This is a genomic window from Halomonas halmophila (genome assembly GCF_006540005.1).
In the GTDB taxonomy this organism is placed as follows: Bacteria; Pseudomonadota; Gammaproteobacteria; order Pseudomonadales; family Halomonadaceae; genus Halomonas; species Halomonas halmophila.
Genome location: NZ_BJOC01000018.1, coordinates 42174 through 57284, shown reverse-complemented (window position 1 = coordinate 57284; position 15111 = coordinate 42174). Strand labels below are relative to the sequence as shown.

The following is a 15111-nucleotide window of genomic DNA, read 5'->3' as shown; positions in this document are numbered from 1 at the left end:
GAATCCATTTCCGAGTTGGAGGAACGATAGGGAGGAGAAGAGTAGCGAGGTGAGTCCTATCTTCCACTGCCAATACGCTTACACTTTGACTGAGTACTTGAGGTCGCGCGCCTCGTCGCCAGTCATGCCCCTGAATCCCCAACAATGGGCAGGTTGCTCCTTGATGGTCACCTCGACATCTACGGGTGATATGCCAAGCACGGATTCAATTTGACAAAAAATCTCCCTGATCAGGGCTTTTTGAGTCTCGGGAGCTCGCCCCTGCATCATGTTTATCTCGATGGCGGTGTAGGCAGGGGTTCTGCCACCCGGATAATAGAAATCCTCGGCATCCATCGGTATGAAACGATGGGCTCGTTTGTCTTCAGGCATACCGAGTACAGACTGCATACATCCGTGAATGACTTCAGAAAGCTGAGCCTTGATCGGATTAAGATGCTCCTTTATTCCATAAATGACTATCACGCTGCCTCCTGCAATGTGTAACGCCACTAAGTGGCAGGACACTCACCACTCAACGTTCTGCTTGGCGTACCGACCTGCTCGCCAGGAACCGCGAATGCTTGCTTGAACGTGAAAGCCTCCGCGGTTGAGCCATGTTCTCTCAAGGTTTCCAGCTTGTGCGCCGCCTCTTCGATTGACGGAATGTGGCCGGCGGGCACCCACCAAAGCACCATATATGCCTCCCCCATTTTGTGAAACCACTCCTTCTTGCGGCGCATTATCTCAACATGGGCAGAGCGATAAACGTAATCATGCAACGTTTCGATTGATTCCCAGAGCGAAAGATTCACGATCTTATCGGAGCCAAAATAATCAATTCCAGTGGCATCGCCTTCCTCGGTTTGCAAGCGCCAGACAAACCCCGGAGAACCTTCCGCCAACGCATTAATACGATCGAGATTCGCGACGAAATCTGAAAGCTGCGGCGAATCTATCGGTGCCAATAACGTGGCTATGTTAAGTTGTGCAATATGATACATGGTTACAGCTTCCTCCTTGAAAGCGCTTAATGTTGCCTGCACACGCTTATCGCATGCATGGCAATGTTATGCGATGCTCCCCCATTGCTCCGAGTTCAACCGGTATAAGCTCGGCGGTCTCAATGACTATTCCCGCTATTATTCCACCACTTCTCTCACCTTGTTGGCATCGAAGGCTACACGGCCGGCGATTTCCTGCATCTCGTCGATGGGGTTTTCGTAGCTCCAGGCGATATCGGGGAGGTCGGGCAGCGAGTAGTAGGTGCTGTCGCCCTTGAAGGGGCAGTGGGTCACAGTAGTGGAGACGGTGAGCTTAGACATATCCACATCGGGTTGCGGCAGATATTGCCGTTGTGGATAGCCTTTTTCGCGGAGCTCAAGGGCGTCGCATGTATCGGCGAGCAGGGTGTCGCCATGGTAGATACACACCCTGCGAGTGTGCGGGTGCAAGGTGATGCGGGGCGCGGCGTGATTGGCCATCGGCAGGTCCCCTGCGAGTTGGCTTGTAAACTAGCTTAGAACTCCAACGTATTGTCTGCGAGTTTTTTCAAGGCCCGTTGATTCACCCGCGCCATGGGGTCTCTTACTCGTGTTGCAGGATGTTGACCAATTTGCCGAATGGGTCGCGCACGTAGAAGCGCCGCACTCCCCAGGGTTCGCTGACGGGGCCGTATTCGATGGGCACCTGCGCTTGCTCGAAGCGAGTCAGTGCTGCATCGAGATCGTCGACTTCGATGGAGAGGTCAGGCACGTCGGTGCCCGAGCCGCCCTCGGCACCAAAGCTGACCTGAACGCGCATGCGTTCATCCGAGCCGTAGGTGCGGAACCAGCCGTGATCCATCAGGAGTTCCAGGCCGAGTATGCCGCCGTAGAAGGCTTCTGCCTTATCGAGATCTTGCGTGGCGGTGTTGGCCATGATGCGCTTGACCTTCATTCGTCACCTCGTCATTTTTCAAGCAGCGCTCAACGGCTTGATCCGGTCCACCTCTTTCTGGACCGACTGGGCTGCCGCCCACAAATCAACGGCACGTTGTGCATTTAGCCAAAACTCCGGGGTGTTACCGAACAGTCGGGCTAGCCTGAGCGCCATTTCAGGGCTGACAGCACGGCGCTCACGCAATAGCTCATTGATGGACTGGCGAGACACCCCGAGAGATTCAGCCAGCCCAGCAACCGTCAGATCGTAATCCGGCATGAAATCCTCTTTCAGCATCTCACCCGGATGGGTCGGCTTGCGCTGCAAACCGGTGGTGTTGAGAATGCTCATCGTCATTACCTCTCTCAGTGGTAGTCACATATTTCGACGTCGTACGCATCACCATCTTCAAAGCGAAAACAGATGCGCCACTGATCATTTATCGAGATCGCATGCTGTCCCTGCCGTTTACCAGACAGTGGATGCAAGCGATTGCCGGGCGGCACTTTCAAGTCCTCCAGTTGCGTGGCCAGGTTCACGTACTCCAGTTTCCTGGCGGCTCGCGAAGCGACATCCGAGGGAAGCTTTTTTGACTCTCCCTTGGAATAAAGCTCCTGAGTGCGCTTGTCCGCAAAGGATTGGATCATCCCTGAAATGTAACTTGCCACGTGACAGGCGTCAAAGTGGTAACGAACGATATCCCCTTGGTGGATACTCGGCCAGAGGAAAGATCTTCGGACACACCCAGCTGACGCGCTAGGCTGGTGGAGTAGACGGACATCTCGACGCATTCAAGGAGGTACCATGCCCGCCACCCGCACGACGTCGCCTGCCATGGAGCGGGTCCACCTGGTGTGGGACCTGTTCATCCTCGTGCTGGTGGTCGCCAATCTGGCGCTGTTGCTGTTCGACAGCCTCTTTCTCCTGCCACCCTTGAACAGTGTCTTTGCGTCCGTGGCGCCGGGCCTGCACGGGGCCTATGAACAGCACATTCATGCCAACTTCCTGCGCATTGATCTGGCCTTCGTGGCGGTCTTCCTGCTCGATGTGCTGCTGGGTTGGGCCGTGGCCATCGCCGAGCGGCACTATCATCGCTGGTTCTTCTACCCCTTCGTGCACTGGTACGACGTGCTGGGTTGCATCCCGCTGAGCGGCTTCCGGCTGCTGCGTGTCCTGCGCGTCATCTCGTTGCTGCACCGCCTGCAGCGCATGGGGCTGATCGATGTGCGCCAGTGGTATCTGTATCGGGTGGCCGCCAAGTATGTCGATATCCTGATGGAGGAGCTCACCGACCGCATCGCCATCCGCATGCTCGATAACGTGCAACAGGAGCTGCGCAACGGCGACGGCCTCTCGGGGCCACTGATCGAGCGAGTGGTGGAGCCGCGCAAGCAGGCGCTGATCCGCGAGGTGAGCCAGCGTTTGGAGGCCATGGCAGGCGATGCCTACTCCAAAAATCGCGACGATACCCTGCGCTATGTGCGCGGGCTGATCAGCCGTACTTTGGCGGAGAGCCCCGAGATCAAGCGGCTCTCGCGCCTGCCGATGGGCAGCCAGTTGAGTCGCAGTCTGGAGGGGTCCCTATCCGACCTGGCCTGCCACCTGATCGACGAGGCCCTGGCCGGGTTGCGTTCGGCGGAGTTCTCATCGCTGGTGGAACATCTGGCCGAGAGCGGCTTCGATGCCTGGCTGCATACCGACCAGCAGACCGAGCAGATTACCGAGCAGGTGCTGGTGGACATGCTGGAGCTGCTCAAGGATCAGATAGCGGTGAAGAGCTGGCAGAACAAGTACGAGTGAGGGCGTCGTCGGCTCTATACGAAATCGTCGTCTGTTCCCGATGAGCCATGCTGGGTCTTGATACCCTTCAGTTGCTCGAGCAGTTGGGCGATGTTGTCCTGGATAATGCTCCACACTGTATCGTCGTCGATCCCCAGATAGGCATGGATAAGGCGATTTCGAGTCGCGATGATCATCCGCCAGGGAATTTCCGAATACTGGTGACGGACAACATCTGGAATTTGGGTCGCCGCTTCGCCGATCAGCTCCAGGTTACGCAGCGTGGCATCATAGGTGAGAGCATGAGCGAGAAAGCTGTCCAGATCGAGACCTTCCGTGTAGCACAAAACCTTCTCGGCAAAGCCGATCATGTCCTCGATATACAAGCGCCATTCGCGCTGATGGATAGACTCAGACACGCAGCGCCTCACACTCGATATAGGGCCTGAGCTCGGAACGAAGGGCCTTGTCGGTCACCAGATCCACGGGATGGCCCAGCAGATCCTCAAGGTAGAACTGCACCCCGAAATAGCGGGCCGAAGTGGCGGGGCCATCGAAACTCACCAGGATATCCACGTCACTGTCGTCTCGCGCTTCATCGCGCGACATGGAGCCGAAGAGCGCCAATGACATAACCCCGTATTCACTGGCCAGGGTCGGCATGTGATCTCGAAGCAGTTGCAGGACCTGGATTGTGTTCATCTTCCGCGATCTCCCACCTACATCACGCCTACAGGGCATTGATCCCCTTGGCCTTGTATCGATCAGCCTAGCATGGTGTAGAGGCAATCCCCAGCCAGCCTTGCCTACCTACCACCGCGAAACCGTCCCCCCCATCGCAAGCTACTGCGAGACCATGCCGATCGTCGCGTGCAGGAATGCGTTACGCTCGCAGCGGGTTGAGGGATGAACGCGGCGCTGTGATGTGTGCTGCGCCTGAGTGGATCGCGAAGCAAGTAAGGCGGCGCATCCGGAATCAGCTCAGGTGCCACTCGCTGCGCACGTCGGTCCCCCGCTTGAGCGTTTGCATCACCACACAGCAGGCTTCGGCGCTGCCGGCCAGCGCCTTCAAGCTGGCGGCATCATTGCCCCCGGAGACCACCCGCCCGGTCACGCTGACATGCATGCGCTGAAAACCGACTGGAACGGAGGCGTCCACCCGCAGCGAACCGCGCACATCGGCTTCCGCGCTGACATCCACCGTGAGGTCGGCCAGTTCCATCTCGAGCCACTGCGAGACCATACCGGTCGTCGAGTGCAGGCAGGCGGCAAGGGCTGACGTCAGCAAGTCACCGGGGTTGGGGGCGTCGTGATCACCACCGACTGCTCGGTGAATGCCATAGGCCCAGCAGTGTCCGGCATTGTTGGCCGGTTCGACCTCGCCGTGGAAAGGGTCTGAAGTGTCGCCTGGAACCGTCCGCGCGTGATCGCGGATCCATGCCTCGTCAGGCGCTTGCCGATACTGTTGGTGCAGAATCCTCTGGCGCGTTGGTACCACTCGCTCGCTCAACATGTTCATGATGCATCCCCCTGTGGAATTTCGGTGTGCCCGAGTCCAGTTTGGGAGATGCCCGGCATGACGGCATAAGGCAGATGTCCCGAATGGCCGGGAAAATTCGACAAAACATGGGGCTGGAGTCCCGAAATACGGCTCAGCTCGTGCCGAACCCCGATTCCCGGTCCACAGGCCGATGGCGTCTCGTTGGGAGAGTCGTTTCCCATGCGCAACCGATAACTAAATGACCCGCGCTCGCCTGGGGCGGGCGCGGGTCATGTGCATCCATGATCAACAGCGGCGAGTCGGCCAGGATACTGGCCGGCCGCACACTGTCAGGCCAGTTGCTTCAACAGAGCCTGAGCCACCGCTTCCGAGCTGAAGGGGTTCTGGCCGGTAATCAGGCGGCCATCTTCCACGACGTACGCCGCCCAGTCGTCGCCCTTCTCGTATCGCGCTCCCAGGCGGGTGAACTCGTCCTCGATGAGAAACGGCACCACCTCGGTCAGCCCCACAGCGGCTTCCTCGCCGTTGGTGAAGCCGGTGATCCGGCGGTCCTTGATCAGTGCCTCGCCGTCCTGGCCCTTGACGTGACGCAGTACGCCCGGTGCATGACAGACAAAGCTGATCGGCTTGCCGGCCTGGTTGAAATCCTGGATCAACGCGATCGAGGTCCGCGACTCGGCCAGGTCCCAGAGCGGGCCATGGCCACCCGGATAGAACACCGCATCGAAGTCGGCAGCAGAGACCTCGTCCAGCTTGAGCGTATTGGCCAGCACCTTCTGCGCCTGCTCATCCTGTTTGAAGCGTTCCGTTGCCGGCGTCTGGGCATCCGGCTGATCGCTGTTCGGGTCCAGGGGTGGCTGGCCGCCCGCTGGCGAGGCCAGCACCAACTCGGCCCCGGCGTCCAGGAAAGTGTAATAGGGAGACGCGAACTCCTCGAGCCAGAAGCCTGTCTTGTGACCGGTGTCACCCAGTTGGTCGTGCGATGTCAGGACCATCAGGATTTTCATCTACTACCTCCGTCTTTGCGTATGACCCAGTATGAGGGCACGACGGATCATCGGGTCAACCACTGTACGGAGTGGATCACCAGGAAGACCGCGCTGTAGTGTTATAGCGCTGGGACCTGCACCAACCTTTCTCACTCCACCCTCTCCGTTACCTTGTCGGCATCGAAGGCCAGATATCCGGCGATGGCGTCCATGTCGTCGTTGGGATGGTCATAGCTCCAGGCGATATCGGCTAGGTCGGGCAGCGAGTAGTAGGTGCTGTCGCCCTTGAACGGGCAATGCGTCACCGTCGCGGAGACGCTGAGTTTTGACATCTCGACATCCGCTGTCGGGATGTAGTGGCGGGGTGGATAGCCCTTCTCGCGGAGTTCGATGGCGGCGCCTGTATCGGCGAGCAGGGTATCGCCGTGGTAGACCCTCACTCTGTTGCTGTGTGGATGCAGGCTGATGGAATGAGTGACGTTGTTGTCAGCGTTTTCATCCGCCGTTTGCTCAGCGTCGTCCTGCGGGTCCTCGGGGTCTTCCAGCGGCTCGCCTTCCTCGTTCTGCAGCTGGTGATCGTAGGCGGCCTGCAGGCCGGTGTCTTCCTCGACGATTTCTTCATCGCCCACCTGGTAGATGTGGCCCGGGTAGAACGGCGAGAGAATGGCCACCAGGATGCCCAGTGAGGCGAAGATGGAGAAGGCATCGGCGTAGTCGAAGGCATTCACCAGGGCGCCTACGACCGGCGATCCAGTGGCCTGGCCGAGCGATACGGCCATGAAAGGCAGCACCGGCCCTACCGAGAGGCGTCCGGGCAGCAGGCGGATGCCGGTCATCAGGTAGAGGCCGGTCAGACTCATGTAGGCCAGGCCGAACACCAGTGCCGAAAAGGTGGCGAGGACCGTCTGCGCGGGGCTGGCGGCCAGCAGCACCAGGCTGGCGGCGAGCATCATCAGCATCAGCGCATGAGTGATGGGCGGGTTGTTGCGGTCGGCCAGGTCGGCTGCCACGGCGCCACCCAGCCCGGCGATGCCCACGGCGAGCCACAGCCACCCGGTGGAGGCCGAGGACAGACCGCCCAGGGTGACCACCAGATCGGGCGCGAAGATCCAGTAGGCGGAGGACACGAAGCCCATCACGAAGGCGAAGATGGTCAGCCGGATCAGGCGTGACCAGGGCAGCTCGCGCAGGGGGGCCGGGGGCGCCGCGTTGGCCGGCGTGATCTGCGATACCGAAGGCAGGAAGAGCCAGGCGGCCATGACCCCGAGGGCGGCGCAGATGGCGAAGGAGAGATAGGCCAGCCGCCAGGCGCCGACCATGAAGAGTACCGTCGGCACGGCGACAATCAGGCCGATGCTGGTGCCGGCGTTCATCACCGAGCTGACGCGGCCGTGCATGGAGCGTTTGACGATGGCCTGCATGCCGGCGGTCAGCGCAGGCATCATCAGCCCCGTGCTGATGCCGCAGGAGAATACTCCGGAGCCGAGCATCATGGCATCGCCGGCCCGGCTGATCAGCATCAGGCCCGCCACGCCGAACAGGCCGGAGAGTACCGCCGTATAGCGGGCGCCGAGGCGGTTGGTGATCAGTGGTGCGACGGCAGTGGCCAGCAGGAAGCTGATCAACGGCAAGGAACCGATGATGCCGATCACATAGGTCGAGAGTGCCAGCTCGTCGCGTATCTGCGGTACGAAAAGGCCGAAGGCGAAGCGCGCCAGACCGTAGGTGATGGCGATCAAAGCCGCGCCGAAGATCGCGAATCCTGTGCTCGATAGAGACTTCATGGCACCCCCGCCTGATGCGTCCCGAAAGTGGCCGGTCCAGCACGCTTCCGGGCCTGCCCGGGTGGCGATGGACGCTCGTTGTAGCTCGAAAACCAGGAGGCCCTGACTAGCCCACCCCCTTGCAACGCGACCGCCAGGGCCATCGCGGCGCGTGGCGAGCAGGAGCTCAGATACCATGCCCTGATCGAGACCACGCAAGCATGCCGCAGAGCGCGGGTATCAGCAAACGTTCAATGGGGGGGAAGCGGGCGGCGTCAACCTAACCTCCCAAGCAATGGGGCACCAATCCGGCAGCGCGAGGTGACGCGCCGCCTCGAGGGCGGCAATGCGCTGACCATCCTGCGACATCCAGCGCTCGAGGTCGGTGGCGTGGGTCATTCGCGGCTCAGTCGGCCGATCTGCTGAATGTCGTGCAGATAGCCATCGAGCTTGGCGGCGCCCCAGGCCAGCAGCGCCGAGACGTAGACCAGCGCCGTCAGCACACCCAGGTGATTGGCCCAGGCAAGTCCCGCTCCCTGCAGCGGGTAGCCCAGCGTGAACACGCTCATGCCACCCCAGAACAACGCCAGCAGGCTGCAGAGGATGAGACAGGTGAGTATCAGCCCGCGGGGATAGCGAGCCGGAGGCCGCGTCTTCCAGAACGGTAGGTGGGCGATGATCAGGCCGTCACGGTTTTCCACCCGGCGGCGCCGGCGCAGCAAGGGCTCGAGACATCCGGTATGCACCGCCGTCAGCACCAACCGGGCACTCACCACCTGCCCGAACAGGCGCCTGACCTCCGCCTCGAAGTCGGGTGACGGCCCACCCGACACGCCTGACCCGGCCGCCTCGACCAGGGTTTTCATGTCCCGGTTGACCTGCTCGGGCCGCTCTGCCTCGTCATCGAAATTGAGGGTGTAGTGCACGCTGTACACCTGATAGAGCGCAAACGTCACCCCGACGAAGATCAGCAAAAACGCCACATAGATCATCATGTTCATCACTCTAATAGGGTCCTGGGTGTAAGCCTTGTCGGCGCTCACCACGCTATCGCTCCGACAGTATGCCACGTCTCCTGGCGACTGACGGAGGCGTCTTATGCATTACGCTGCTTCAACACACCCCCGAGCGCCATCAACGAGAGCAGGATGACGTAGCCGCCGAGGCCGTAGACGGTCGACTCCAGCCCGAACTGCTGGGTGGCGAAGCCCGCCGCCAGGGCAGGCAGGCTGGCGGAGAGATAGCTCACTACATACAGCACGGCCATCAAGGCGGCGCGCCCACCATCCGGGGCCAGCGGCATGATGGCACGCATGGCGCCCATGAAGCCGCCCCCGAAGCCCGGTCCGGCAACGGTAAAACCGATCAGTAGGGCCAGGATGCTATGAGTCGCCACCCCCATCAGCACGATGCTCACCCCCAGTGGCAGCAGGATGCTGGATAACAGCAGGATGTTGCGCGTCTGCTGCCGACGCAGGCTCCATACACCGACGGCGCCCATCATCGAGAGCAGGCTGACCAAGGCGCCGCCGATCATGGCGGTCTCCATGCCGGAGACCTGCTTGGCCAGCACCGGCCCCAGCGACAGGCTGAAACCGCCCAGCGACCAGGAGGCAATGCAGGCGGGAATCACGCGCAGAAAGGTCGGCCGCACCGGCGCTGGAATGCGAGCCGTCGGTCGCAGCGAGGACAGGGCTCCAGAGCGTGGCGAGACGCTCTCCCGCGTGCCCCGCAGGCCGAACAGTTGCCAGATGAAGAGCCCTGTCATCACGATGAAGCCCAGGCGCATGGGATAGGGCGCCAGGTCGACCATCAGCCCGGAACCCAGGGCACCAAGCCCCATGCCGACGAACGGCGCGACACTGGCCAGGATGGGACCGCGTCGGGGATCGGTATCGATGATGGCAGCACCCAGTGCGCTGGTGGCAATACCGGTCGCCAGTCCCTGGAGAGCACGTGCCATCAGCAAAACATTGAGGTCGTTCGCGACCAGGAAACACAGCATGGAGGCAATCTCGATCACCAGCCCAAGCAGAATGACCGGTCGACGCCCCAGATACTCGGAGAGCTTGCCGGTGGTCAGCAGCGCCAGCAGCAAGGCGAACATGTAGAGTGCGAACGCCAACGTCAGCATCGGCGTGGAGAAGTGCCAACTGGCCTGATAGATCGGGTACAGCGGCGTCGGCACGCCGGAGGCAGCCAGGAAGGCGACCGTCACCAGCGTGTAGAAAACGAGTTGTCGCGGCGCGGCAGTGTTCTCCACCACCGTGTCGACTGTCGTGGCCATGTAGGCTCCTTAAAGCAAATAATGTGCGATATACTGGGAGCCTAGAGATAAAAACGCTTTAAAGCAAATATTTTGCGTTAGAGGAATTATGGTCGAGAAACCAGCGGTGAGACCGGGCGGACGCAGCGCCCGGGTACAGCGCGCCGTGCATGAGGCGGTGATAACACTGGACAAGGAAGTGCCACGGGACAGGCTGTCCGTTCCGTTGATAGCCGAACGAGCTGGCGTGACGCCCTCCACGATTTATCGTCGCTGGGGCAACCTGAAAGAACTGCTGGCCGACGTGGCCGCCGAACGGCTCCAGCCTGATACCCCGGTGGCGGACACCGGTTCTCTGGAAGGCGATCTAATAGCCTGGGCCGGGGAGTACATGGAGGAAATGACCTCCACCCCCGGTCAACAGATGCTGGCGGATACCCTGGGCAGCACCAGCCTGGAGCAGCGCCAGCGTTGTCTACAGGCTCAGCGGCACCAACTGCAGTTGATATTGTCCCGCGCCGAGGCTCGGGGAGAGACGCCACTGCCTACGGTCGAGCGCTTGCTGGACGGCGTCATGGCACCACTGACCTACCGCCTCTCCTACGCACCACAATCACTCTCCAAAGACAATCTGGCGCAATGGATCGCCGCAACGCTGCGCTGATCGCGATGGCATCATCGAACGCCCTGCCCCGGCTTCGCCACCCAACACAGGGCAGCGTCTCGACACAGCCCTGCAACGGCACGGCATGGAAAGCCGCCTGGCTTATTTCATGTCGAAGCCGCGCTTGAGCAGGAAGTCGCGCATGTGCGGACGGACCTTGGTGCTGAACAGCGGCGTCAGGTTGTGCGACCAGTCGGTGTCCTTGTTGGTGCTGCTGCGGCCCCGGTAATAGAGCTTCATGTTGCTGTCGAAGGTGGCGACATGCTGCGCGTCTTCGGTGTAGGTGTCTTCCTTGAGGACGGCCTCGACCGGCAAGCGCGGCTTGACCTCAGGCAGCTTGTCCGGGTCCGGGTAGCCCAGGCACAGGCCGAAGACCGGGAAGACGTGGTCGGGCAGTTGCAGCATCTCGCTGATCGGCTGGGGGTTGTTGCGGATCCCGCCGATGTAGCAGATCCCCAGACCCTCGGATTCCGCGGCGACGACGACATTCTGTGCCATCAGCGCGGTATCGACGCTGGCCACCAGGAACTGCTCGGTCATGCCGCGTGTCACCTCGGCGCCGGTGCGCGCGGAGGCCTCGGTGGGCCGCTTCATGTCGGCGCAGAAGACCAGAAAGTCGGAGCAGCTGGCGATGTAGGGCTGGCCGCCCGCCAGCTCGGCGATCTGTTCGCGGTTGGCCGGATTCGTCACATGGATGACGCTGTAGGCCTGGACGTGGCTGGAGGTGGCCGCGCTCTGGCCGGCACGAATCAGCTCGAGCAGCGTCTCGCGGGGAATCTTCTGGTCGAGGAACTTGCGCACCGAGCGGTGGGACTTCAGCAATTCGATGGTGGGGTTCATGTGGCCTCGTGTCGGGACAATCGGATGTTGCAGACATCGCCAAGATACTTAACCCGCTTACGTTTTTCCATCCCGGTGGCGGCGAACGGCCGGCGTCACCAGTAAAGCGGGTCGTCGAAGGCCTTGACGCAGAAGCAGTCGCCCGGCACCTCGGGCACGCTCTCCTCGGTGAGCGACAGCCCCAGCCAGCCTTCCGGAAACGAAAGGTCGTGCGGGGCGGCCAGCGTGGTTTGCGGCAATGGCTGAAAGCCCAGCCGGCGGTAATAGGCAGGATCGCCATAGGTGGTAACGATCGATACCCCCTCCTGCCGCAGTTGTTCGAGCGCATGCGCGACCAATGACTGCCCCAGGCCCGTGCGCTGGTGTGCCGTCGCGACCGCCAGCGGCGAGAGCATGAAGATGTCCGGCCGCTCGCCGACCCGCAATCGGCTGAAGAAGACTAGCCCGGCGGGACTCTCGTCATCGACGGCCACCCAGCCCTGCATGTCATGATCGGGTGTGTCACTGATCAGCTGACGCACCAGCTTGCTGACCATGCGCCCTTCCGCCGCGTTCTCCGATTCGGAGAAGACCGAGTAACACAGGGCTTCCAGTTCACTGGCCGCACACTGCCGGTAATCCACTATCTGCATGCCGTTGCCTCGCGTTGCCTGATGATGCCCCGACGTTACGTGACCCAGACAAAACGGTCGACGGTGAGCGGCTCGCCAGCCTCGAAGCGGTAGGCGCAGAGCTTTCCGCCGCCACTGCCGGCAACGCTGTAATCCAGGCAGACGACCTGCTCGCTGAGCGGCGCCGGATCACCGGTCAGCCAGTAGTGGCCGATGAAGATCGGCTTGCGACCATCCTGCTCGGGCAGGGTATCGGCCGCGACCTCCTGTTGCGGCAGTTCGGCGCGCTGCGACTCCGGCACCATGGCCAGGTCGCGATAGGCCCGCGAGTCGCTGCGCCACCAGCGAATCCGCACATTCGAACGCGGCGTACCATCCTTGTCGTGGAAGCACATGCCCTCGGGCAAGGGGATCTCGAGCCCCTTGACCAGGGTTTCGATGCTCTCATAGGCGACACTGCCCTTGCGGCTGGTGGTTTCCCAGGCCTCGGGCAGCAGGGCAGCCCGCTCGTCGAGATAAGGCGCGATGGCCGCCAGGCTGGCCGGATGCCAACAGGCATGCACCACGCGCAGGTCGTCGAGCTCCAGATAGACCGGCAGAGTCTTGAACCACTCGATCATGGCACGATGCTGCGGACTGCCCTCGCCGACCTGATCGAGAAACACCTGGTGCTGCTGACGGTTCTTGGCAGTATGCGGGCGCAGATATTCGCCGGGATGCTGCGGGTCCGGCGTCGCCCAGGCCACGGCATTGAATTCATGGTTGCCGAGCACCGCCAGGGCGTGGCCACCCTCGACCATGGCGCGGGCGATATTCACGGTCTCGACCTGCTGCGGGCCGCGATCGACGAAGTCACCGAGGAAGATGACGCGCCGCTCGGGATGTTGCCAGACGCCGGCCCGTTTTTCGTAGCCCAGCTTGTCGAGCAGGGCCTCGAGCTCGGCCGCATAGCCGTGAATATCGCCGATCAGGTCGAACATGAAAAGTCCTTACATGGCGTGTTTGATGCCTCGTGTGACCAAAGCCCAATTTGCAGGATACGAGGTAATGAAGCCGACCAGCATGGCGATTTGCATCATGAACCAGAACACTGGGGAAGATGCATGCATCGTACCATCCAGAAACACCGATAGAGCTATCAACATCCACAGGTACATGCCCATCTGGAAGGCGATCAGAGATAATGTATCGGCCTTGACGGCATTGATCAGTGCCTGGCGCACAGAGAGTTGGCTCATGGCGCGAATCGGCAGGTACTGGAATAACACGCCGAAGGCATAGGCGAACAGGAAGGTAAGCAGGAAGTGTCCGCCAACATGCGAGCCGAACAACGTCAGGCCACTCCATGTGGCTAGCGGAGCCGCGACAAAATCACCCAGAGTGCAGCCACCACCGCAGTGAGTCGCCGAGACGAATACTCCCTGCCACTTTGGCTTGTCAGCATGATGGTGCTGGTGTTCAGGATGATCATGAGCGACGTGATGATCGTCGTGATGCGGCACTGGCAGCGCCGCACGGCCCAGAGACCGATAGACCCACCAACCGAAGACCGGCATGTAGAGACCCGTGATTGGCCAGGTGACGTTCATCACCGCCATGTGCTGCGGCCGCTGGCGAATATCCAGAGCAATAGCGAAGCAGGTCATGACACCCAGCAAGAGACCGATCAGAGACACGATGGTCAACATGGAAAACTCCCCCGAGAACGGCGTGAAGAGAGGCAATCTGTACCAGCTGGTTGGAGTCTACCAGTCATGACAAGATCACCGGCCCGCAGGACACGAGCCGGTGACATCTAGCCGGAAAGATATTAGCGAGACTCGACCGAAAATCAGCGGGGCCTGGAAAGCCCCCGCGGGGATGGGATATCAGTTCGTTTTATCGCCGGCGGCCAGCCACTTATCGATGATGTCGCGGTGGTTATCGATCCATTGCTGGGCACCTTCCTCGGGATCACCGACTTCCTCGATAGTCGCCATCAGACCGCCCAGGGTATCGTCATCCATCTTCCAGGCGTTCAGCACCTCGGTCAGCCAGGGGTCGTCGTTGGAGAAGTCGCCGCGCGAAAACCAATAGATGGTTTCATTCACACCATATACGCCCTTGGGATCCTCCAGGTACTTGAGGTCGTACTCGGCGAAGGCCCAGTGCGGGCTCCACAGGGTCACGACGATGGGCTCCTCGTTGACGTAGGCACCGTCGAGCGCCGCCATCATGGCGGGGCCTGAGCTGTTGACCTGTGACAGCGGCAAAGCGTACTGCTCGATGGCATCGTCGGTCAGGCCGGCGATCGCGGAGCCACTGTCGATACCCAAGATCGAAGGGCTGCCCTGATACTCGTACTGGTCCGCGTTCTCCTTGAGCTCGGGGATGGTGTCAATCTCGACATAGCTGGGCACGACCAGTCCCAGTCCAGTGCCCTCATACCAGGCGTCGTGCACCTGAAGCTCGTCCTTGTAGGGCTCGAGGAAGGGCTTATCGGTAACCGGCAGCCAGATTTCCATGGAAATGTCGATGTCGCCCTGGGACATGGCCGCGTAGAGCGCATTCTTGCTGACATTGGAGAGTTCAATATCGTAGCCGTACTCGTCCTCCAGCAGAATCTTCCACATGTTGGCGACGGCGATATTTTCGGCCCAGTTGTTGGTACCGATGACCAGTTCCTTGTCCTGGGCCATGAGGCCTTGGCTCGCCGGAATAAGGGCACAGGCCAGTAGTGCGGATGAGACGGTCTTCATATGAAACTTCATTTGAATTTTCTCTCCGTTATTGCGTGATTCTGTCGATGCTTCGCATGTT

20 protein-coding genes are annotated in these 15111 nt (G+C 60.9%); 2 read left to right on the top strand and 18 right to left on the bottom strand.

The features are described 5' to 3' along the window. Positions 1–78 precede the first annotated feature (78 nt). The 6 genes from HHA01_RS06490 to HHA01_RS06465 all read right to left on the bottom strand — a co-directional run bounded on the left by HHA01_RS06490 (position 79) and on the right by HHA01_RS06465 (position 2567). Complete coding sequence (locus HHA01_RS06490; RefSeq protein WP_141318907.1) at positions 79–465, bottom strand: tautomerase family protein; 387 nt, start codon at positions 463–465, stop codon at positions 79–81. A 26-nt stretch (positions 466–491) separates the two neighbouring features. Then, positions 492–983, bottom strand: coding sequence for a DUF3291 domain-containing protein (locus HHA01_RS06485; RefSeq protein WP_141318905.1), 492 nt, complete (start codon positions 981–983; stop codon positions 492–494). A gap of 138 nt (positions 984–1121) precedes the next feature. Beyond that, positions 1122–1463, bottom strand: coding sequence for a DUF427 domain-containing protein (locus HHA01_RS06480; RefSeq protein WP_141318903.1), 342 nt, complete (start codon positions 1461–1463; stop codon positions 1122–1124). 103 nt (positions 1464–1566) lie between these two features. Further along, positions 1567–1917, bottom strand: a complete 351-nt coding sequence (locus tag HHA01_RS06475; RefSeq protein ID WP_141318901.1) for a VOC family protein — start codon at positions 1915–1917, stop codon at positions 1567–1569. Between the two features lie 18 nt (positions 1918–1935). Continuing rightward, positions 1936–2250, bottom strand: coding sequence for a HigA family addiction module antitoxin (locus tag HHA01_RS06470; protein WP_141318899.1), 315 nt, complete (start codon positions 2248–2250; stop codon positions 1936–1938). Between the two features lie 14 nt (positions 2251–2264). Beyond that, entirely contained in the window at positions 2265–2567 is a 303-nt protein-coding gene (locus HHA01_RS06465; RefSeq protein ID WP_246053834.1) for a type II toxin-antitoxin system RelE/ParE family toxin, read from the bottom strand. 136 nt (positions 2568–2703) lie between these two features. Here HHA01_RS06465 and HHA01_RS06460 point away from each other — a divergent pair, with 136 nt between their 5' ends. Next, positions 2704–3699, top strand: a complete 996-nt coding sequence (locus HHA01_RS06460; protein WP_141318897.1) for an ion transporter — start codon at positions 2704–2706, stop codon at positions 3697–3699. Between the two features lie 14 nt (positions 3700–3713). Here HHA01_RS06460 and HHA01_RS06455 read toward each other — a convergent pair whose 3' ends face one another. The 7 genes from HHA01_RS06455 to HHA01_RS06425 form a co-directional block, all read right to left on the bottom strand. Further along, positions 3714–4097 carry a HepT-like ribonuclease domain-containing protein gene (locus HHA01_RS06455; RefSeq protein WP_246053833.1) on the bottom strand — a complete coding sequence of 128 codons (384 nt, stop codon included), beginning with the start codon at positions 4095–4097 and terminating at the stop codon, positions 3714–3716. Beyond that, a complete protein-coding gene (locus tag HHA01_RS06450; RefSeq protein ID WP_174787721.1) occupies positions 4090–4380 on the bottom strand; it encodes a nucleotidyltransferase family protein in 291 nt (96 codons plus the stop codon). Before HHA01_RS06450 ends, HHA01_RS06455 begins: the two co-directional genes overlap by 8 nt. Positions 4381–4654: 274 nt before the next feature. Beyond that, entirely contained in the window at positions 4655–5197 is a 543-nt protein-coding gene (locus tag HHA01_RS06445; protein WP_141318895.1) for an OsmC family protein, read from the bottom strand. Positions 5198–5508: 311 nt separating this feature from the next. Next, positions 5509–6186 carry a type 1 glutamine amidotransferase domain-containing protein gene (locus HHA01_RS06440; protein ID WP_141318893.1) on the bottom strand — a complete coding sequence of 226 codons (678 nt, stop codon included), beginning with the start codon at positions 6184–6186 and terminating at the stop codon, positions 5509–5511. Positions 6187–6317: 131 nt separating this feature from the next. Further along, entirely contained in the window at positions 6318–7952 is a 1635-nt protein-coding gene (locus tag HHA01_RS06435) for an MFS transporter (protein WP_307725343.1), read from the bottom strand. A 374-nt stretch (positions 7953–8326) separates the two neighbouring features. Then, the gene (locus HHA01_RS06430; RefSeq protein ID WP_246053832.1) at positions 8327–9001 is read right to left on the bottom strand and encodes a hypothetical protein; all 675 of its coding nucleotides are present in this window, start codon (positions 8999–9001) and stop codon (positions 8327–8329) included. A gap of 26 nt (positions 9002–9027) precedes the next feature. After that, positions 9028–10218: an MFS transporter gene (locus HHA01_RS06425; protein WP_141318891.1), complete on the bottom strand. Its 1191-nt coding sequence runs from the start codon at positions 10216–10218 to the stop codon at positions 9028–9030. 88 nt (positions 10219–10306) lie between these two features. Between HHA01_RS06425 and HHA01_RS06420 the strand changes: the two genes are divergently transcribed. After that, entirely contained in the window at positions 10307–10861 is a 555-nt protein-coding gene (locus HHA01_RS06420; RefSeq protein ID WP_141318889.1) for a TetR/AcrR family transcriptional regulator, read from the top strand. A 102-nt stretch (positions 10862–10963) separates the two neighbouring features. Here the strand turns inward: HHA01_RS06420 and nfsA are convergent, their stop codons facing one another. From nfsA to HHA01_RS06395, 5 genes are all read right to left on the bottom strand, one after another. Next, complete coding sequence (nfsA, locus tag HHA01_RS06415; protein ID WP_141318887.1) at positions 10964–11701, bottom strand: oxygen-insensitive NADPH nitroreductase; 738 nt, start codon at positions 11699–11701, stop codon at positions 10964–10966. Positions 11702–11796: 95 nt separating this feature from the next. Next, the gene (locus tag HHA01_RS06410) at positions 11797–12333 is read right to left on the bottom strand and encodes a GNAT family N-acetyltransferase (protein ID WP_141318885.1); all 537 of its coding nucleotides are present in this window, start codon (positions 12331–12333) and stop codon (positions 11797–11799) included. A gap of 35 nt (positions 12334–12368) precedes the next feature. Beyond that, entirely contained in the window at positions 12369–13292 is a 924-nt protein-coding gene (locus HHA01_RS06405) for a metallophosphoesterase (RefSeq protein ID WP_141318884.1), read from the bottom strand. Positions 13293–13301: 9 nt separating this feature from the next. Continuing rightward, positions 13302–14000, bottom strand: coding sequence for a DUF4396 domain-containing protein (locus HHA01_RS06400; protein WP_141318882.1), 699 nt, complete (start codon positions 13998–14000; stop codon positions 13302–13304). Between the two features lie 180 nt (positions 14001–14180). After that, a complete protein-coding gene (locus HHA01_RS06395) occupies positions 14181–15050 on the bottom strand; it encodes a glycine betaine ABC transporter substrate-binding protein (protein ID WP_141318880.1) in 870 nt (289 codons plus the stop codon). Positions 15051–15111 lie beyond the last annotated feature (61 nt).